The 17979-nt window shown below is 66.5% G+C and carries 16 protein-coding genes; 5 read left to right on the forward strand and 11 right to left on the reverse strand.

Annotated features, from left to right (window positions below):
• Nucleotides 1–125 precede the first annotated feature (125 nt).
• Together ACFPOU_RS00430 and ACFPOU_RS00435 are read left to right on the forward strand one after the other, a co-directional pair.
• Entirely contained in the window at nucleotides 126–2510 is a 2385-nt protein-coding gene (locus tag ACFPOU_RS00430; RefSeq protein WP_379715490.1) for a sensor domain-containing protein, read from the forward strand.
• A gap of 168 nt (nucleotides 2511–2678) precedes the next feature.
• Nucleotides 2679–5222 (forward strand): putative bifunctional diguanylate cyclase/phosphodiesterase, encoded by a 2544-nt coding sequence (locus ACFPOU_RS00435; RefSeq protein WP_379715493.1) that lies wholly within the window; start codon nucleotides 2679–2681, stop codon nucleotides 5220–5222.
• Here the strand turns inward: ACFPOU_RS00435 and flgL are convergent.
• The 11 genes from flgL to flgB all read right to left on the reverse strand — a co-directional run bounded on the left by flgL (nucleotide 5210) and on the right by flgB (nucleotide 16091).
• On the reverse strand, nucleotides 5210–6433 hold the full coding sequence (gene flgL / locus ACFPOU_RS00440; RefSeq protein ID WP_379715496.1) for a flagellar hook-associated protein FlgL: 1224 nt from the start codon (nucleotides 6431–6433) through the stop codon (nucleotides 5210–5212). The two genes, ACFPOU_RS00435 and flgL, sit on opposite strands and share 13 nt — an antisense overlap.
• 25 nt (nucleotides 6434–6458) lie before the next feature.
• The gene (gene flgK, locus ACFPOU_RS00445; RefSeq protein ID WP_379715499.1) at nucleotides 6459–8417 is read right to left on the reverse strand and encodes a flagellar hook-associated protein FlgK; all 1959 of its coding nucleotides are present in this window, start codon (nucleotides 8415–8417) and stop codon (nucleotides 6459–6461) included.
• 75 nt (nucleotides 8418–8492) lie between these two features.
• Entirely contained in the window at nucleotides 8493–9428 is a 936-nt protein-coding gene (gene flgJ / locus ACFPOU_RS00450; protein WP_379715503.1) for a flagellar assembly peptidoglycan hydrolase FlgJ, read from the reverse strand.
• A 10-nt stretch (nucleotides 9429–9438) separates the two neighbouring features.
• Nucleotides 9439–10548 carry a flagellar basal body P-ring protein FlgI gene (locus tag ACFPOU_RS00455; protein WP_379715506.1) on the reverse strand — a complete coding sequence of 370 codons (1110 nt, stop codon included), beginning with the start codon at nucleotides 10546–10548 and terminating at the stop codon, nucleotides 9439–9441.
• A gap of 13 nt (nucleotides 10549–10561) precedes the next feature.
• Complete coding sequence (locus tag ACFPOU_RS00460; RefSeq protein WP_379715509.1) at nucleotides 10562–11209, reverse strand: flagellar basal body L-ring protein FlgH; 648 nt, start codon at nucleotides 11207–11209, stop codon at nucleotides 10562–10564.
• A complete protein-coding gene (gene flgG, locus ACFPOU_RS00465; RefSeq protein ID WP_379715512.1) occupies nucleotides 11206–11988 on the reverse strand; it encodes a flagellar basal-body rod protein FlgG in 783 nt (260 codons plus the stop codon). The genes ACFPOU_RS00460 and flgG overlap by 4 nt, the downstream gene beginning before the upstream one ends.
• A 76-nt stretch (nucleotides 11989–12064) precedes the next feature.
• Entirely contained in the window at nucleotides 12065–12805 is a 741-nt protein-coding gene (flgF, locus tag ACFPOU_RS00470) for a flagellar basal-body rod protein FlgF (RefSeq protein ID WP_379715515.1), read from the reverse strand.
• Between the two features lie 88 nt (nucleotides 12806–12893).
• Nucleotides 12894–14417: a flagellar hook protein FlgE gene (locus ACFPOU_RS00475; protein WP_379715518.1), complete on the reverse strand. Its 1524-nt coding sequence runs from the start codon at nucleotides 14415–14417 to the stop codon at nucleotides 12894–12896.
• 98 nt (nucleotides 14418–14515) lie between these two features.
• Nucleotides 14516–15211 carry a flagellar hook assembly protein FlgD gene (locus ACFPOU_RS00480; protein ID WP_379715521.1) on the reverse strand — a complete coding sequence of 232 codons (696 nt, stop codon included), beginning with the start codon at nucleotides 15209–15211 and terminating at the stop codon, nucleotides 14516–14518.
• Between the two features lie 41 nt (nucleotides 15212–15252).
• Entirely contained in the window at nucleotides 15253–15654 is a 402-nt protein-coding gene (flgC, locus tag ACFPOU_RS00485) for a flagellar basal body rod protein FlgC (protein WP_379715524.1), read from the reverse strand.
• Between the two features lie 14 nt (nucleotides 15655–15668).
• Nucleotides 15669–16091, reverse strand: a complete 423-nt coding sequence (gene flgB / locus ACFPOU_RS00490; RefSeq protein WP_379715527.1) for a flagellar basal body rod protein FlgB — start codon at nucleotides 16089–16091, stop codon at nucleotides 15669–15671.
• A gap of 160 nt (nucleotides 16092–16251) precedes the next feature.
• Here flgB and flgA point away from each other — a divergent pair, with 160 nt between their 5' ends.
• The 3 genes from flgA to ACFPOU_RS00505 all read left to right on the forward strand — a co-directional run bounded on the left by flgA (nucleotide 16252) and on the right by ACFPOU_RS00505 (nucleotide 17904).
• Nucleotides 16252–16944, forward strand: a complete 693-nt coding sequence (flgA, locus tag ACFPOU_RS00495) for a flagellar basal body P-ring formation chaperone FlgA (protein ID WP_379715530.1) — start codon at nucleotides 16252–16254, stop codon at nucleotides 16942–16944.
• A 177-nt stretch (nucleotides 16945–17121) separates the two neighbouring features.
• A complete protein-coding gene (gene flgM, locus ACFPOU_RS00500) occupies nucleotides 17122–17427 on the forward strand; it encodes a flagellar biosynthesis anti-sigma factor FlgM (RefSeq protein WP_379715533.1) in 306 nt (101 codons plus the stop codon).
• Nucleotides 17428–17433: 6 nt separating this feature from the next.
• A complete protein-coding gene (locus ACFPOU_RS00505) occupies nucleotides 17434–17904 on the forward strand; it encodes a flagella synthesis protein FlgN (RefSeq protein ID WP_379715536.1) in 471 nt (156 codons plus the stop codon).
• The last annotated feature ends 75 nt before the right edge of the window (nucleotides 17905–17979 follow it).

The following is a 17979-nucleotide window of genomic DNA, read 5'->3' on the forward strand; positions in this document are numbered from 1 at the left end:
GGTTTCCAGTTCCATATCTCCAAGCGAAAATCGCTCGCTCGCCTGCGTTCACTGGACTATCATGAGGCGTGCATGCCAGATTTGCCCACCACGCAACGCACGGCACGCCACTGCGGGAGAACGCGTTGAATCCTTCACCGTTACCACTGGCCGTCTTTGTCGTCGATGCCGGCGGCGCCATCGCCAGCTGGAACAAGGCATGCGAGAAGCTTACCGGCTACAGCGCCGCCGATATCCGCAACAAAACGCTTGAACAAATCATCGAGTTCGACCTCGCCGACGGGTGCGCGCGCCCGATTGCCGCACGGGTCGACGTCGATTCGACCGGCCAGCTGCGCTGCGCCGATAGCCGCCGCCTGCCCGTGCGCGTCACGATTGCCCCGCAATCCTTCGATCCGGACCAGCCAGGGACTTACAGCGTGATCGTCATCCCGCGTGCCGGCCTGGCGCCGCCGCGCTATGCGCTGATCCAGGACTTGCCCACCGCCGACATCATCGAAGGCCTGCCCTGCGTCTTCTACGTGATCGACCAGAGCGGCCGCCTGCTGCTGTGGAACCACCTGCTCGAGAACGCGCTCGAGATGACGGCCGAGGAATTGCCGACCTGCGACGTGCAGCATTTCTTCGACGAGAATGACCGCCCCGATATCGTGGCAAAGATCGTCGAGGCCTTCGAGACCGGCCAATCCTCGCACGAGGCGGAGCTGGTGGGCAAGCATGGAAAACGCAGCAGCCTGCTGTTCCACTGCGCCCGCACCAGCCTGGGCGACCTGCCCGTCATCTTCGGCACGGGCCTGGACATCAGCGCGCGCAAGCAGACCGAGCAAGGCTTGCGGGTGCGCGAGCGCGCCATCTATTCGAGCGTGAACGCGATCGTCATCACCTGCTGCGAGAACGGCAAGAACCTGGTCGAGTACGTGAACCCGGCGTTCGAGCAGATGACCGGCTACACGCTCGCCGAGATCAAGGGCCACGACCCGCGCTTCATGCGCATCGAGGGCTGCGACGTGCACGAACACAAGCGCATCCACGAAGCGCTGAAGAAAAGGGAAAGCGTGCAGGCCATCCTGCGCAACGTGCGCAAGAACGGCGAAGTGTTCTGGAACGACCTGCGCATCGATCCGGTCAGCAATGTCGACGGCGAAGTGACCCATTTCGTGGGCGTGATCAGCGACATCACCGAGGCCCGCCATTACGAGCGCCGCCTGCACCACCTGGCCCACCACGACCCGCTCACGGGCCTGGCCAACCGCACGCTGCTGCAGGACGAATTGAAATTCTCGATCGATTTCGCGGTGCGCAACAAGGTGCTGGGGGCGCTGGCCTTCCTCGACCTCGACAACTTCAAGCACATCAACGACAACTTCGGCCATGACGCCGGTGACGAGGTGCTGCGCGAGATCGCGAATCGCCTCAAGATGAGCGTGCGCGACAACGACACGGTGGCGCGCGTCGGCGGCGACGAGTTCGTCCTCGTGATCAACAACCAGCCTAGCCACGAACAGCTGGCCGACCTGATCGAACGTATCCGCCAGCGCGTGAACGTCCCGATCACGGTGGCCGGACGCGACATCCTGCCCGGCACCAGCATCGGCGTCTCGCGCTTTCCGCATGACGGCGACACGGTCGACCGCGTGATGCGCGCGGCCGATGCGGCGATGTACCACGCCAAGGCCCTGGGCAAGAACAATTCCCAGTTCTATTCGAGCGAACTGAATCAGATCGTGCACGAGCACCTGATGCTCGAAGCGAGCCTGTCGAAGGCCATCGGCAACCGGGAAATGGTGCTCGGCTACCAGCCGAAGGTCGACCTGCGCACCGGCAAAGTCGTCGGCGCCGAAGCGCTGGTGCGCTGGAATCATCCGGAAAACGGCATCGTGCTGCCGGACAAATTCATTCCGGTGGCCGAGGAAACGGGTCTCATCGTGCCGCTGGGCGAATGGGTGATCATCGAAGCCTGCGGCGCCCTGAAGGCGCTCGCCAGGCTCGGCGTCCACGACTTCGTGATCTCGGTGAACCTGTCGGCACGCCAGCTGCGCCAGCGCCAGTTTGCCGCGCAGCTCGCGCGCACGCTCGGGCGCCTGGGGGTGAACCCGGCCAATCTCGAGCTCGAAGTGACGGAAAGCCAGCTGATGGACCATCCGGACGAAGCGATGGAAGCGCTGGCCGAACTCAAGGCGCTGGGCGTGCGCCTGTCGATCGACGACTTCGGCACCGGCTATTCGAGCCTGTCGCACCTGCAGAAATTCCCCGTCGACTTCATCAAGATCGACCGCTCTTTCCTGGGCGAGGTCAACCTCGACGCCCATGCCGTCATCACGCGCGCCATCATCGCGCTCGGCCACAACCTGAAACTGAAGGTCATCGCCGAAGGCGTGGAAACGCTGGAACAACTGACCTTCCTGCGCACCCACCATTGCGACCAGATGCAGGGTCATTACTTTAGCCCGGCGCTGTCGCAGAAGTCGCTCGAAGAGATGGTCTGCAGCGATACGCGGCTGCCTGGCTGAAAATACATGTGCATTTCGCGCCGGCCCTGGCAGCCGGCGGCCGGCAACCGTCCGCCCGTCCATCCTTGCGCCGTGGCGATCGCGGCTGCAAAAACGACGGGCGCCATGTTACGATCCCGCACCGCCTGCGCGGACCAAGCGCGCGACATCGCAGCAACCACGGACTCCATGAATTTCGGCCCCCGCTTGATCGACCGTTATATCGCCGCCATCGGCTGGTTCATTCCTCTCGAAGCGAGGGAGGATGCCGCGACCCTGACGCGCGCGCGCAACGTGATCAACGCCGTCGTCATGGCCGCCCTCTCGGGCCCCTTCTATGCCTTCACTTACCACGCGCTCGGCTACAGCGCCGCGGCCCGCGTGATCCTGACCTGCTGCGCCGGCATGTTCGTCGCCCCCTTCCTGCTGCGCTACACGAAAAGCATCGTGGTGGCGCGCGAAGCCTTCCTGTGCGCAGTCTTCTTCAATTTCAGCTGGCTGACCTATGCCATGGGCGGCGTCTCGGCGCCGACGGCCGGCTGGATGGTGATACCGCCGATGGTCGCCCTGTTCCTGGGCGGCTTCGCCACCGCCATGTTCTGGCTCGCCCTGACCTGCGCCACCATCGTCTTCATCCACGCCCTGCCCTACTTCGGTATTCCGCTGCCCGCGCATCCGATCGAGGACATGGCGCTGCTGTACCTGCTGTGCGACATCGGCCTGTACGTCGTCATCGTCCTGTTCGTGCTGCTGTTCGAGCTGACCAGGACCCAGGGGTTCGTCAAGCTCCAGCACGCGCTCGACTTCATCCGCGAGCGGGCGGTGGGCGACGCGCTGACCGGCGGCTACAACCGCCGCCACATGCGCCGCCTGATCGAGGACGAACGCAATCGGGAGGCGGGAGCCGGCGCCGCCGGGGCCGACGCCATCTTCAGCCTGTGCCTGCTCGACATCGGGGATTTCAAGCGCATCAACGCCGATTACGGGGCGCAGGCCGGCGACCTGGTGCTGCGCGAGGTCGCGCTGTGCGTCGAGCGCCACCTGCGCGCACGCGACGCGTTCGGCCGCTACGGCGGAGCGCAATTGCTCGTGCTGCTGCCGGCCACCACGCAGCAAGAGGCGCGCGTGCTGGCCGAATGCATGCGCCAGGACGTGCGCCGGCTGCGCTTTCCGGGCGTCGCGCCCGGGCTGGCGGTGACGGTCTCGGTCGGCGTCGCGCAAGGCAGCCGCGACGAGCCGGTCGGCCAGACCCTGGCGCACGCCGACGAATCGCTGTACCAGGCCAGCCTGGGCGGGCGCACGCGCGTGGCCGCCCGCGGACAGGCGCCCGTGCCCGGCCTGCCCGGCAACGCCCCGGCGGCCTCCGCCCTGTCCGACAGCACCCGGATCGATCCCTTGACGGGCGTCCTGAGCCGGCGCGTGCTGCGCGACCGCCTTGGGCACGCCATGGCGCGCGCCCTGCGCAACGAACGCCAGGTCGGGCTGATGCTGCTGGACGTGAACAAGTTCAAGGACATCAACGACGCCTTCGGCATCGCGGGCGGCGACGCCGTCCTCGCGCATATCGCCAGCGAACTGCGCGCCTGCCTGCACGTAGCGGACACGATTGTCCGCCTGGACGGCGACCGCTTCATCGTCATCCTCGAAGACCTGGCCGGCACCGAGGCGCCGCGCGCCGCCGCGCACAAGATCCTCGACCGCCTGGCTTTGCCCCTGATCGTCGGCGAGCGCGAATGCAGCGTCAGCCTCGCGATCGGCATCGCTATCTTCCCGGCGCCCGGATGCGACATGGACGCGCTGCTCGAGCGCGCCGACGCCGCCATGGCGCGCGCCAAGAACCGGGGCGGCAACGGGGTCGAGGTATACGCGTCCGCGACCGCTCCCGTGCCGGACCAGGCAGCGGCCATGCAGAACGACCTGCGCCAGGCGCTTGCCGCCGGCGAGCTGCTGCTGGCCTACCAGCCGCGGATCGACCTCGCCAGCGGCCGCCTGGCCGGCGTCCAGGCCATGGTCTGCTGGGCCCATCCGCGCCATGGACGCCTGGAGGCGGCGCAGTTCATGCCGCTGGCCGCGCAAGCCGGCCTGGCCGCGCCGATCGGCGAATGGGCATTGCGCGCTGCCTGCCTGCAGAACGCCGCCTGGCGCGCGGCCGGCCTGCCCGCGCCCGCGACCACGCTGCAGCTGGCGGCCGGCGAACTGGCCCACCCCGGCATGGTCGAGCGCATGCTGGCCACCATCGGCGCCACTGGTATCGAGCCGCGCTGCCTGGAGCTGGAAATCGCCGGGGATGCACTGGCGGAGAAGAACCTGCTGATCCAGGCAGCGCTGGGCCGCCTGCGGCGCGCCGGCGTGCGCATCGCGCTTGCCGGTTTCGGCACCGGCGGCGCCAGCCTGCATGCCCTGGCGCGGCTACCGCTCGCTCTCCTGAAGCTGGACCACAGCTTCGTGGCGCGGCTGGGGCAGCCGGTGCCGGACCAGGCTGCCTGGGCCCTGGCCGAATCGGTCATCCACATGGCCCACCGCCTGCAATTGAGCGTGGCCGCCGAAGGGGTCGAGACGGCGGCGCAACTGGCCGAGCTGCGGGCAATGGGCTGCGACACCGCGCAGGGCGCCTTCCTGGGACGCCCGGCCGGCCCGGATGCGATCGCGCTGCTGCTCGCGCGCCCGAACGACGCCTTGCCGGCGTCGTCATTGCGGCCGCAGGCCGGGCTGGACGCTGATTACCCGATGTAATTGAACAGCGACAGCGACGACATCGTCTTGAACGATTTCTGCGCCGCTTCCAGCGTCGTCTGCTCGGTCGCGTACTGCGAGATCGCCTTCGCGAGGTCGAGGTCCTGCAGTTTCGAGAGCGTGGCGGCGTACTGGATGCCGAGGTCGGAACCCGAGCTCTCGAGATAGTCGAGTTCCTTCATGCGCGAGCCGACCGAGGCGCGTACGGTCAGCAGGTTGTCGAGCGAGGATTTCAGGCCCTCGCTGGCGGTGTTGAGCTTGTTCGACAGCGTGGCGTTGGCATTCGTGCCTTCGCCGGAGTCGCGCAACGCATTGACCAGGTTGGTCATGGTGGTGAAGATCGATTCCTTTTCGCTCGGCTTGACTTCGAACTTGTCGCCGTCGGCAGGCTGGCCGGTGATCGAGAACGAGGTGCCGTCGAAGGTGATCTGCTTGCCGCTCACATACGGTTCGTCCGCCAGCACGCTGCTGGCGGGCGAGGTGCTGGTATCGAGCACGCTGTAGGTGGTCACGGCCGGGCTGCCCGCGACCTTGAATTCGAGCGTGTAGTTGTGGCCCGTGAGTTTGGTGGCGTCCGACACCGAGCCGGTGACCGCGATCGCCCCGCCCTGGTTACCGTCGACCATCACGGTCTGGTAGCTGCCATTGCCGGTGCGGTTGTTCTCGAAGATCGCGCTGCCCGAATCGCTGATCGCGAGCGAGCGCGAGGAGCCGACCTGCAGCTTGCGCTGGCCCTGGTCGCCCTGGTAGGTGGCGCCGCTGTCGGTCTGGATGAAGGGGATCGTGGTGCCGCGGTAGCCCGAGAACAGATAACCGCCCGCGCCGTCGGAGGTGTTGGCTACCCCGATCAGGTCCTGCATGCGCCCTTCGATCTCGGTGGCGATCATGAGGCGGTCGGCCTTCGACAAGGTGCCGTTGCCGGCCTGGACCACCAGGGTCTGGACGTCCATCAGCAGATTGCCGCCATCGTTGAGCGCGCCCTCGACCAGCGCCAGCGAGCTGTTCGCGTTCGAGCGGTTGGTCGCGTACTGCTCGTTGAGCGATTTCGACTGGGTCACTTCGAGCGCGCGCGCCGAGGCGATCGGGTCGTCGGCCGCGCTCAGCATGCGCCGGTTGGTGGACAGCTGGTTCTGGGTGCGCGCCATGTTCGACTGCAGCTTGTTGAGCTGGGTCGTCGCGTTCTCGTAGATGCTCTTGGTGCTGATGCGCATGGTGGTGTACTCCGCTTGGCCCGCGTTAGCGTCCGATCGACAGCAGCGTGTCGAAGATGGTATTGGCAATCTGCATGACCTTGCCGGCGGCCTGGTAGGCCTGCTGGTATTTCAGCAGATTGGTCGCTTCCTCGTCCAGGTTCACGCCCGATACATCCGAGGCCGCGCCCGTGACCTGCCTGAGCAGGGCTTCGCCGGCGCTGGCGTTGACCTGCACTTCGCGCGTCTTGTTGCCGACCGCGCTGACGGTCTGGGCAAAAGCGGACTGGTAGGTTGCGCTGGCGCCGTTGAAGATGTTCGTGGTCTGCAGGGCGCCCAGCGCGGCGATGTTGCGCGTGTCGGCGGTGCCCGCGGTATTGGCATGGATGCCGAACGTGTCGCCGTTTTGCGGCGCGCCAGAGATCGTCACGTTCACGCCGGAAAAGCTGTAGCTGGCGCCGGCCTTGAAGGGCGCGCTGCCCCCGGTATGGGTGCTGGTCGTGCCGTTGAACGTCATCGAGACCGTGGCGCCGCCCGGGAAACCGGTCAGCTGGCCGCCGGCGCCGCTGTCGAAGGCGAGCGTCACCGGCAGCGCAGGCGGCGCCGTGAAATAGGCCGCGCCGACGCTGCCGGCGCTGATCAGGCCGCTACCCTTGTTGGAGATCGGCGCATTCGTGGCCACCGGCGTGCCGGCGGCGATCTGGCCGACGTCGGACAGCGCCAGCTGGAAGCCCGAGGCGCCGTTCGCGCTCGGGCGCACCAGGTAGTTGTCGCCCGAGGCGGCCGTGCCGGATAGGGTGAAGTCGACGCCGTCGATGCTGCGGGTGGTGCCGGCCGCGTCATACGGGTCGACCTTGGTGCGCTTGTTGTCGGACAGGCGCGTGATGAAGAAGCTGGCGCCGTCGGACTCGATCTTGTAGTCGCTGTCGGTGAGCTGGGTCGGGTCGCTGACGACCGCCCCGACTTTCGCCGTGCTGGTTTTCGTGTTGTCGACCGCCGCGGCGACATAGGCCGGGGCCTGCACGAAGAAGTCCTTGCCCTGCTGGCCGGCGCCGTCGATGCCGAGCTTGTGCTGGGCGTTGAAGGTGAAGGCCAGGCCGATGGCCAGGCGTCCGATCGCATTCTGCACGCGGTCGAGGGTGCCGGTGCGAAATTCGAGCAGGCCGCCCAGTTCGCCGCCCGCGAGCGCGTTTTCCGGCAGCTGGGTGACCTTGTCGCCCGTGACATAGCCGACCGTCAGGCGCGTGAGGTCGGTCGGCGTCTTCATCGTCGCCAGCTGGAAGGCTTGCTGGCCCACGACCAGCGGCTGGCCGTTGCCGATCGATATGTTCAGTGCATTGTTGCTGCCGGCGGTGACGGTGGCCTTCACGTACTTGTTGAGCTCCACGACGAGCTGGTCGCGCTGGTCGAGCAGGTCGTTCGGCTGGCGCTGCTCGGTCGAGCCGTAGGAGCCGATCTTCGCGTTGATCTCGGCGATCTGCTTGCCGTAGGTGTTGATCAGGTTGACGTTGGTGTCGATCTGGCTGTTGACGCCCTCGCCGATTTCCTCGAGGCGCGCATCGATCTGCTGGAAGCTGCCGGCCAGCGTTTCCGAGGACGACAGCAGGGCCTGGCGCGACGGCACCGAAGCGCCGTTGCCGGTCACGTCCTGGACGCTGGAGAAGAAGTTCTGGATCGCCGGCGACAGGCCGGAGGTGGTATCGGCCAGCAGGTTGTCGATCTGGCTGATCTGGGCATAGTAGGCGTCGAGCGAGGAAGTCGAGGCGGTGGCGGTGCGCACCTGCTGGTTCAGGAATTCGTCGCTGTAGCGCTTGATCTCGGCGACCCTGGTGCCGGTGCCGACGAAACCGACGCCGGTCTCCATCGTCGTCGAGGTGGCCTGCACGACGCCCTGGCGGCTGTAGCCTTCGACGTTGGCGTTGGTGATGTTATGGCCGGTCGTCGTCAGCGCGGCCTGCGCCGCGAACAATCCGCTTTTACCGATGCTGAGGAGGTTTCCGGCCATGTGCTTTTCTCTGGTTGACGATTCTTCTACGGCAGCAGGCCCGGGAACTTGAGCGCCGACGACTGCCTGTTATGCTCAAGCTAAGGAGTTCTTGATGATCTTCGACAGCTTGGCGCCGTATTGCGGGTCGGTCGCATAGCCGGCGCGCTGCAGGCCGTGGGCGAAGGCCGAGGCGTCGCCGGCATGGTCCAGCACCTTTTCGTAGCGCGGGTTGTTGGCCAGCATGCGCGCGTAATCCTTGAACGAATCGGCCGGGGTGTCGTAGGCGCGGAACTTTTCCACCTTCTGGCGCGGCTGGCCATTCACGTATTCGGTCGTCACGGCGGTGGCGACCTTGCCCTTCCAGCCGGGCCCGGCCTTGATGCCGAACAGGTTGTTGGCGTTGCTGCCGTCGGCATTGCGGATCATGCGCTTGCCCCAACCCGTCTCCAGCGCCGCCTGGCCGAGCATGAACTTGGCCGGCACGCCGGTGACGGCTTCGGCCTGGGCCGCGTGGGCGCCGAGCTTTTCCTGGAAGGCGCGCACGTGCGGCGCCTGGGTGCGGCCGCTCGCGCTCAGGCCGTTCGTTTGCGGCGCCGCTTCCAGGCCCTTCAGCGGACCGGGCTGCGCCGGCAGCAGCGGGATGTCGAGCATGCCGGCCGCGCCGCTGGCATTGCCGGTCGCGGCCGCGCCGTCCGCGCCGCCGATGGCCAGCGCCCTGGCGTCGGTCTGGGCCGACAACTGGCGCACCAGCACGTCGGCCAGGCCCATGCCGCGCTTGGACATGTTCTGGCTCAGCTGCTGGTCGAGCATCGAGGTAAACATCTTGGTCTGCTGGTTGTCCATCACGCCTTCGGACGGCGTCGCCTCGCGCATGCTCTTCATCATCTGGTTGATGAAGAGCGCCTCGAACTGCTGGGCCGCGCCGCGGGTCGCCTCGGACGAGCCGGCCTTGGCCGAACGCTTCAGGTCGCCGAGACCCTGGGTATCGAGCGCGAAGCCGCCGGTCGCGTTGCTTTTGGAAGGAATCATTGCCGCGTCCTTAGATGATTTCGAGTTCGGCGCGCAGCGAACCGGCGGCCTTCAAAGCCTGCAGGATGGCGAGCAAGTCTTGCGGCGAGGCGCCGATCGAGTTCATCGCCTTCACCACTTCGGCCAGCGAGGCGCCGCCCTTGACGAGCAAGACCTTGCCCGGGTCCTTCTTGATTTCCACGCTCGGCGTGGTGGTGACCGCGGTGCGCCCGAGCGAACCCGGCGCCGGCTGGCTCACCTGCGTGTCGGCGCCGACCGTCACCGACAGGTTGCCGTGCGAAATGGCGCAGGTATCGAGGGTGACGGCCTGGTTCATCACCACCGATCCGGTGCGGGCATTCAGGATGACCTTGGCGGCGGCCGCGGCCGGCTTGACGTCGATGTTTTCCATCATGCCGATGAAGCTCACGCGCGCATCCGACGACGCCGGGGTGCGCACGCGGATCACGCGCCCGTCCAGGGCGGTGGCGGTGCCGACGCCGAACTGGTCGTTCAGGGCGGTGACGACGCGGCTGGCGGTGGCGAAATCGGTTTGTTTCAGTTCCAGGCGGATCTGGTTGTTTTCGCCCAGGGTCGAGGCGACCGCTTTCTCGACGGTGGCGCCGTCCGAGATCTTGCCGACCGCCAGGTGGTTGACCTGCACCTGCGCGCCGCCGGCCGACGCCCCGACGCCGCCCACCAGCACGTTACCCTGGGCCATGGCATATACCTGGCCGTCGGCGCCGTGCAGCGGCGTCATCAGCAAGGTGCCGCCGCGCAGGCTCTTGGCGTTGCCGATCGAGGACACCGTGATGTCGATGTTCTGGCCCGGCTGGGCGAAGGCCGGCAGCGCCGCCGTGACCATCACGGCGGCGACGTTTTTCAGCTGCAACTGGCCGGCCGGCGGCAGGTTCACGCCCTTCTGTTGCAGCATGGCGATGATCGACTGCACCGTGAACGGCGTCTGGCTGGTCTGGTCGCCCGTGCCGTCGAGGCCGACCACGAGGCCGTAGCCCGACAACTGGTTCTGGCGCACGCCGGCGATGCTGGCCATGTCCTTCAGGCGCTCGGCCTGGGCGAGCGGTGCGGCGAGGGCGGCGACGATGGCGGCGAGCGCCAGCAGCGGGAAAGTCACATGCATCATCAACTCCGGATCAGAACGGCAGCAGCGACAGGAAGAAACGCGACATCATCGAATTCATCTCGGCGCGGTCGACACGGCTGTTGGTGCGGTATTCGACGCGCGCATCGGCCACCAGGGTCGAGGACACGACATTGCCGTTCTGGATCGTGTCGGGGCTGACGAGGCCCGAGAAGCGGATGAATTCGATGCCCTTGTTCATCGCGACCTGCTTCTCGCCGGCCACGACCAGGTTGCCGTTCGAGAGCACCTCGGTGACGGTCACGCCGATGGTGCCGGTGAAGGCATTGCTGGCGCTCTGGTTGTCGCCGTCGGCGAACTTGATCGCGCCTTCGGTCGCGACATTCGCGCCGAGCCTCGATTGCAGCGGGCCCGGCAACCCGAAGCTGGCGCTGCCCGTCTTGTTGCCCGAGCTGGTGCCGGCCTTGTTGGCCGAGGTCTTCTCGACGATGTTGATCGTCAGGAGGTCGCCGATCTGGCGCGCGCGGCGGTCCTCGAACATCGGCCGGTAGCTCCGGGCGTTGTAGATGGCGCCGTCCGTTGGCGGCGCCAGTTCGGCCAGCGCCGGACGCGCGCTGCGCGTTTCCTGCACGATGGTGCTTGGGGTAACAGCGCAGCCGGCCAGGGCCGCCAGCAGGATCGTGGCAATCAGTGGTTTCATAACTGGGCCAGCTTGGCAAGCATCTGGTCTGAGGTCGTGATCGCCTTGCTGTTGATCTCGTAGGCGCGCTGGGTCTGGATCATGTTGACCATTTCCTCGACCACGTTGACATTCGAGGTTTCGACGAAACCCTGCATCAGGACGCCGGCGCCGTTGGTGCCCGGGGTGTTCGCGTTCGGGTTGCCCGAGGCGGTCGTTTCCAGGTACAGGTTCTCGCCCTTCGACTCCAGCCCGGCCGGATTGATGAAGGTCATCAGCTGCAAGGTGCCGACCTGGGTCGTGGCGGTCGTGCCCGCCACCTTGATCGAGACGGTGCCGTCGCGGCCGACCGTGATCGACTCGGCGTTCGCCGGAATCGTGATCGGCGGCTGGACCGGGTAGCCGCTGGAGGTGACGAGGGTGCCGTTGGCGTCGGTCTGGAAGGAGCCGTCGCGGGTATAGGCCTGGGTGCCGTCGGGCAGGAGGACGGGGAAGAAACCCGAGCCGTTGACCATCACGTCCTTCGAGTTGCCCGTCTGCTGGGGGTTACCCTGGGTGAAGATGCGTTCGGTCGAGACGGCGCGCACGCCGGTGCCGAGCTGCAGGCCGGAAGGCAGATTGGTCTGCTGCGAGGATTGGGCGCCGGGCTGGCGCACGGTCTGGTACAGCAAGTCCTCGAATACCGCACGCGAACGCTTGAAGCCGTTGGTGCTGACGTTGGCGAGATTGTTGGTGATGACGTCGAGGTTGGTTTGCTGTGCCTCGAGGCCGGTCTTGGCAATGTACAGCGAACGAATCATGGGTTTCTCCTATTGGCGGCGAGGGCTGGCAACTCAGGCGCCGCCACTGCACAATAGAATTATGCTGGAGAAACACTTAATTCAAAGCAAGGATCTGACTGGCTTTCGCGGCGTTATTCTCGGCGTTCTTCATCAGGCTCATTTGCGTCTCGAAGGAGCGCGCCAGGCCGATCATGGACACCATGGCATCGACGGCGTTGACGTTGCTGCCCTCGAGCGCTCCGCCGGCCACGCGCACGGCCGGGTCTTGCGGGGCGGTGGCGCCGTCCTTCAGGCGAAACAGCCCGTCGTCGCCGCGCACCAGGTCCCGTTCGGCGGGATTGACCAGCTTGAGGCGGCCCAGGATCACGGGCGCGGCCGGGCGCTCGGCGGTCGAGATCGTGGAAATGGTGCCGTCGCCGCCGACGGTGACGGTGACGTCCGGCGGAATCGTGATCGGACCGCCCTCGCCCGCGATCGTCGCGCCGCTCGTGGTGGTCAGCACGCCGTTCGGGCTCATCTGCAGGGCGCCGTTGCGGGTATAGGCTTCGCTGCCGTCGGCATTCTGCACCGCGATCCAGCCCGGGCCCTTGACGGCGACGTCGAGGTCGCGCCCGGTCAGTTGCAGCGGGCCGGCCGAAAAATCGGCGCCGACGGTGTTGTTGACGACAAAGGCGCGGGTCGGCAAGCCCTCGCTTTGCACCGGCACGGCCCGGAAGGTGTCGAGCTGGGCCCGGAAACCCGTGGTGTTCAGGTTGGCCATGTTGTTCGAGGCCGTGGCCTGCTGCTCGAGGATGTGCTTGGCGCCGGAGGCGGCGGTGTAGATCAGGCGATCCATGTTCGTTCCTTGGTGTGGGTGCCGGCTATGCTGGGCTGCGGCGCCCGCAACCGGCGCCGCCGGCTCGATCAATCAATCAATCAATCGATCAACGGAGATTGACCAGGGTTTGCAGTACCGAATCCTGCGTCTTGATCGTCTGCGCATTGGCCTGGTACACGCGCTGCGCGGTGATCATGTTGACCAGCTCGGCCGTCAGGTCGACGTTCGAGGTCTCGACCGCCGACGACTGCATGACGCCGAAACTGCCGGAATTCGGGGTGCCGATCAGCGGCGTGCCCGAGTTGGCCGATTCGGCCCAGGCATTGTTGCCGAGGGGTTCGAGGCCATTGGCGTTGGCGAAGTTCGCCAGCACCACCTGGCCCAGCGGTTTGCTCTGGCCGTTGCTGTACTGGCCGAGGATGATGCCTTCCTTGCCGATCGAGAAGCGCTGCAGGTGGCCGGCCGTGTACCCGTCCTGGACCAGTTTCTTGTCGCTGGTCGCGGTGCCGTACTGCGTGGTGCCGGTGAAGGCGATTTCCATCGACTGGGTCGGTTCGGAACCGGTGGGCGGGAAGATCGGCAGGTCGACGGTGAACTTGCCGCCGTTGGCGGTCGTCGCCGCGTTCAGGGCGCCGTTCTCGTCGAAGCGCAGGGTGCCGACCGGCACGGCAGGCACTTTCACGGAGGCCATGATGGCCTTGTCGACCAGGTCCGGCGTGTTGCCGGCGACAACCGCCGCTTCGTCGCCGGCGGCAACGATGGCCGCCTGGGCGGCCGCATCGGCGCCGGCCGTCGCGGCGGCATCGGCGACCACGCTGGCGGCGGCGGAAGCATAGTCGGCCAGCGCCGCCGAAATCGTCGAGGGCACCGGCGGCACCGCCTTGGTTGCCGCGTCCCAGGCCGCGCGCGCCGCGCTGACCGTCGCGTCGCCCTGCGCGGCTTGCGCCACGGCCAGGTTCGTCACTTCGACGCCGTCGTTGGCCGCATAGATGTCCCAGGTGCCGGAACCGTTCTTCACGTAGAAGGTCGAGAGCACGTGCGGGTTGCCCAGCGTGTCGTAGACGTCCACCGGCGACTGCTTGTTGTAGCTGTTCGGATCGCTGGCGTCGAAGGGGCTGACGACCGGGGCCGCCACGCGCGAATCGAGGTTCATCTCGATGCCGACCTTGGTGGTCGCGACCGGCTTCAGGTCGGTGGTTCTGATCTGCACCGGCGTCGGGGCGCCGGCCAGGATCTCGCCGCTGGGGCCGGTCTGGTAGCCGGTCAGCTTGGCGCCCTGCGCATTCGTCATGAAGCCATCCTTGTCGAGCGCGAACTGGCCGTTGCGGCTGTACTGGACAATGCCCGAGGAGACGGTGCGGAAGAAGCCCTGGCCGTTGATGGCGACGTCGAGCGAGTTGTTCGAGGATTCGATGTTGCCCTGGGTGAACTGCTGGGCGATCGTCGAGACCTTGGTGCCGATACCGGCCGTCACGCCGCCGGCGCCGTTGAGCGAGCTGGCGTAGACGTCGGCGAACTGCGCCTGGGCGCCCTTGAAGCCGACCGTGCTGGCGTTGGCGATGTTGTTACCGATGACGTCCAGCGATTTGGCTGCGCCGTTCAAGCCGCTCAGGCCCTGTTGGAAAGACATATGATTCTCCTCAAATTATTCGTTGTGAGCGCCTCGGAAAAGTCCCAGGGCGAGACGACGCAGCGCCGCCCTGGGTTTTTTCTCAGTCGCTCATGGCTTTAGAGCACTTGTTTGATGTCGGCGAGGGTGATGGCGCCCTTGCCGGCGAGGTTGAGCTTGACGCCGTCCTTCGAATTCGTGCTGACGCTGGCGACCGTGTCGAGGGTCAGTGCTTTGACGTCCGTCAGCGGCTGGCCGCCGAGGGTGGCGACGACGCGGAAGGCATAGCGGCCGTCGGCGAGCAGGCCGGCGTCGGCGGCGTCGCCGCTGCCGTCCCAGGCCAGCGGCATGGCGCCGGCCGCGGCCGCGCCGAGGTCGATCGTGGCCACGTCCTTGCCGCTGCGCGGATCGGTGACGATCACCTGCACGTTGTCGGCGGCGGTGGCCAGTTCGACGCCAAAGACGGACTTGCCGCCGCTGAGGTTCAGGCTGCTGCCCTCGACCAGCACGCCATGGCCGATCAGGTTGGTGGCCGACATCGCCTCGGTCGACTGGTAGCTCGCCTTGAGCGTCTCAAGCGTCTCGTTGAGCTTGTTCACGCCGGTCACCGTCTGGAGCTGGGCCAACTGGCTCGTCACCTGGGCGTTATCGAGGGGATTGAGCGGATCCTGGTTCTTCAGCTGGGTCACCAGCAGGGTCATGAACTTGTCGGTGTCGGCCTGGACGCTGTCGCCGGTGTCGGCCTTCTTGGCGTTCATGGTCGACATCAGGTCGGTGATCGAGGTGGTCGATGTGGCGGAATTTACGGTAGGCATGGGTCGGGGCTCGGCTCGGTGATTGCTCGGTTATCGGTGCATTACTGACCCAGGGTCAGGGTCTTGAGCAGCATGCTCTTGGCCGCATTCATCGTCTCGACGTTGTTCTGGTAGGAACGCGAGGCCGACAGCATGTTGACCATCTCGTCCACCGGGTTCACGTTCGGCATCGCGACATAGCCCTTGTCGTCGGCCATCGGATGCTTGGGGTCGTAGACCTGCTTCAGGGGCGAAGGATCGTTGACGACTTCCCGGACCTTGACGCCGGTGCCGCCGGTGGCCATCGGCACGGCTTCGAAGACGACCTGCTTGGCGCGGTAGGCTTCGCCGGTCGAGGACGTGGCGCTGTCGACGTTGGCCAGGTTGCTGGCGACGGTGTTCAGGCGCTGGGCCTGGGCGCTCATGGCCGAGCCGGAGACGTTGAAGATATTAAATAGCGACATGCTGGTTCACCCTGTTATTGACCGTTCTGGATCGCCGCCATCAGGCCGCGGATCTGGTGGTTGATCATCGTGATGCCGGCTTCGTAGCGCAGCGCGTTGTCGGCGAACTGGTTGCGCTCGACATCCATGTCGACCGTATTGCCGTCGACCGCCCCCTGCACCACGCCGCGGTAGAGCAACGGGGTGCCGCCGGGCAGCGCCTTGCCGTCGAGCGCAGGCTGGAGGTGACCCTTGCTGGTGGCCGCCAGCGGCGTGGCGGCGGCCGGAGTGGCTTTCGCCAGGGCGCCCTGCATGGCGCTGGCGAAATCGATGTCGCGCGCCTTGAAGTGCGGCGTGTCGGCGTTGGCGATGTTGGACGCGATCAGTTCCTGGCGCTGGGCCCGCAGGGACAGCGCCGATTCGTTGAAGCGTAAATAATTGTCGAGTTTGCCGATCATGCCGCCTCCGGGCTGATTTCTGGTTGGGACAGCATGAATCATACGTTTGAGCAACAATAGTCCATCGAAGGATAAGCACCCCCAAGACCCGGCTATTCAAAGTTTCACTACGGCATCAACACACCTAAGATGACCAGCATCACAGAAGGGCTCTCCTGCCATGTTCAAGAATCCGAAGCTGTTGTCCCTGTTATGCCTGGCCGTCCCCGCTGCGATGGCGCAGACCGGCGCGCGCCAGGACGGCGCCGCGCTGCGCGCGCTGGCCGAAACCTATTTGCAGGCGCAAAGCGCCGGCCTGCCCGGCAAGGTGACGGTCAAGGTCGGCGCGGTCGATCCGCGCCTGTCTCTGGCGGCCTGTCCGGCGCCCGAAGCCTTCCAGCAGCCGGGCGCCCGCCCCTGGGGCAAGACCACGGTCGGCCTGCGCTGCACGGCGCCGGCCTGGACGATGTTCGTGCAGGCGCAGGTGAGCGTGGTGGCCGACTACGTGACCGCCGCCGTGCCGCTGGCCCAGGGCCAGGCGATCGAGGCCGGCCAGCTGGCGACCATGCAGGGCGATATCGCGGCCATGCCGAACGGGATCATCACCGACAGGGCACAGGCGGTCGGCCGCACGCCGACCGTCTCGCTGCCGGCCGGCACGCCCCTGCGAAGCGATTCGCTCAAGAGCAAGCCGGTGGTGCAGCAGAACCAGGCGGTGCGGATCATTTCGCGCGGCGAGAATTTCTCGGTCTCGGGCGAAGGCAAGGCGATCGGCAACGCGAGCGAGGGCCAGGTAGTGCAGGTGCGCACGCCGCGCGGGGCGATCGTCAGCGGCACCGCGCGCCATGGCGGCATTGTCGAAGTGGCCTTGTAGGGGGAGCGACGCCGCAGCGGCGTGTCAGGCGGGTCGGCGCCGGCGTACTTCCCGCGCCACACTTGTTTTTTTGAAAAAACTTCCTTGTTTGACGTTCTGCGCTAAAGTTTATGGGCAGACAGCCGTTACACACTGCAGATCCCGGAGTTCCTGCTCCGAACAAGGAAGGATGATGCCGTGAAAATTAACGATAACCTCAAAGGCCCGCAAGGCCTTCAGCAACCGAATACGACCGCAGCCAATGCCAGGCAGGCGGAAAAGGCCGCGGCCACGGCCACGCCGGCGCAGACCGACAGCGTGCGCTTGTCGTCGCAGGCACAGGCGGCGAGCGGCACCGCGGGCTCGGCCCAGGTGTTCGATGCCAAGAAAGTTGAACGTATTAAACTGGCAATTGCCGATGGGCAGTTCCAAGTCAATTCCGAAAGGATCGCGGACGGCCTGCTCGATACCGTGCGCGACCTGCTCCACTCACGCAACCGATAACGCCCCATGACCCAGCCAAGCGCCACCCTCCCTGCCGAACACGAGCGCATCGGCGCACTGGTCGAATTGATGAAGCAGGAGCAGCGGTTGCTGGTGGCGGCGGATGCGGACGGCCTGGGCGAACTCACCCCGCGCAAGGTGGTACTGGTGCAGGAGCTGGCACAATTGTCGCGCGAGCGCCACGCCGCCCTGGGCCGGGCCGGGTTCGCTGCCGCGGAAGCCGGCATGGCGCCATGGCTGGCGGCGCAGGGCGACGACGCCGCGCGCGGGGAGTGGGACCGGCTGCTGGCGCGCACGGCGGAGGCGAAAGAATTGAACCGGGTCAACGGCATGCTGATCAACCGGCAGATGGCGCATAACCAGACGGTACTCACGGCCTTGCGCACGCCGACGGCGGGCGCGGCCGATTCGACGCTGTATGGCGCCAAGGGACAGACCTTCGGCAGCGCGCCGTCGCGGCGCTTCGTGCTTGGCTGAGTCCCAGGGTTCCCTGCATAGCGCATGACGGCCGCCGCTGCGGCCGTTGCCGTTTGCAGGGCTGGCATGGCGCCC

The sequence above is a fragment of the Massilia jejuensis genome (assembly GCF_042656795.1).
In the GTDB taxonomy this organism is placed as follows: domain Bacteria; phylum Pseudomonadota; class Gammaproteobacteria; order Burkholderiales; family Burkholderiaceae_D; genus Telluria; species Telluria jejuensis.

Bases quoted from the DNA above. Each gene is read 5' to 3' on its own strand.
- flgG (WP_379715512.1), bottom strand. From the start codon at position 11,988: ATGATTCGTTCGCTGTACATTGCCAAGACCGGCCTCGAGGCACAGCAA.
- flgC (WP_379715524.1), bottom strand. From the start codon at position 15,654: ATGTCGCTATTTAATATCTTCAACGTCTCCGGCTCGGCCATGAGCGCC.
- flgK (WP_379715499.1), bottom strand. From the start codon at position 8,417: ATGGCCGGAAACCTCCTCAGCATCGGTAAAAGCGGATTGTTCGCGGCG.
- flgL (WP_379715496.1), bottom strand. From the start codon at position 6,433: ATGCGCATCAGCACCAAGAGCATCTACGAGAACGCGACGACCCAGCTC.
- ACFPOU_RS00460 (WP_379715509.1), bottom strand. From the start codon at position 11,209: ATGAAACCACTGATTGCCACGATCCTGCTGGCGGCCCTGGCCGGCTGC.
- ACFPOU_RS00475 (WP_379715518.1), bottom strand. From the start codon at position 14,417: ATGTCTTTCCAACAGGGCCTGAGCGGCTTGAACGGCGCAGCCAAATCG.
- flgF (WP_379715515.1), bottom strand. From the start codon at position 12,805: ATGGATCGCCTGATCTACACCGCCGCCTCCGGCGCCAAGCACATCCTC.
- ACFPOU_RS00480 (WP_379715521.1), bottom strand. From the start codon at position 15,211: ATGCCTACCGTAAATTCCGCCACATCGACCACCTCGATCACCGACCTG.
- flgJ (WP_379715503.1), bottom strand. From the start codon at position 9,428: ATGATTCCTTCCAAAAGCAACGCGACCGGCGGCTTCGCGCTCGATACC.
- ACFPOU_RS00435 (WP_379715493.1), top strand. From the start codon at position 2,679: ATGAATTTCGGCCCCCGCTTGATCGACCGTTATATCGCCGCCATCGGC.
- flgA (WP_379715530.1), top strand. From the start codon at position 16,252: ATGTTCAAGAATCCGAAGCTGTTGTCCCTGTTATGCCTGGCCGTCCCC.
- ACFPOU_RS00455 (WP_379715506.1), bottom strand. From the start codon at position 10,548: ATGCATGTGACTTTCCCGCTGCTGGCGCTCGCCGCCATCGTCGCCGCC.
- ACFPOU_RS00505 (WP_379715536.1), top strand. From the start codon at position 17,434: ATGACCCAGCCAAGCGCCACCCTCCCTGCCGAACACGAGCGCATCGGC.
- flgB (WP_379715527.1), bottom strand. From the start codon at position 16,091: ATGATCGGCAAACTCGACAATTATTTACGCTTCAACGAATCGGCGCTG.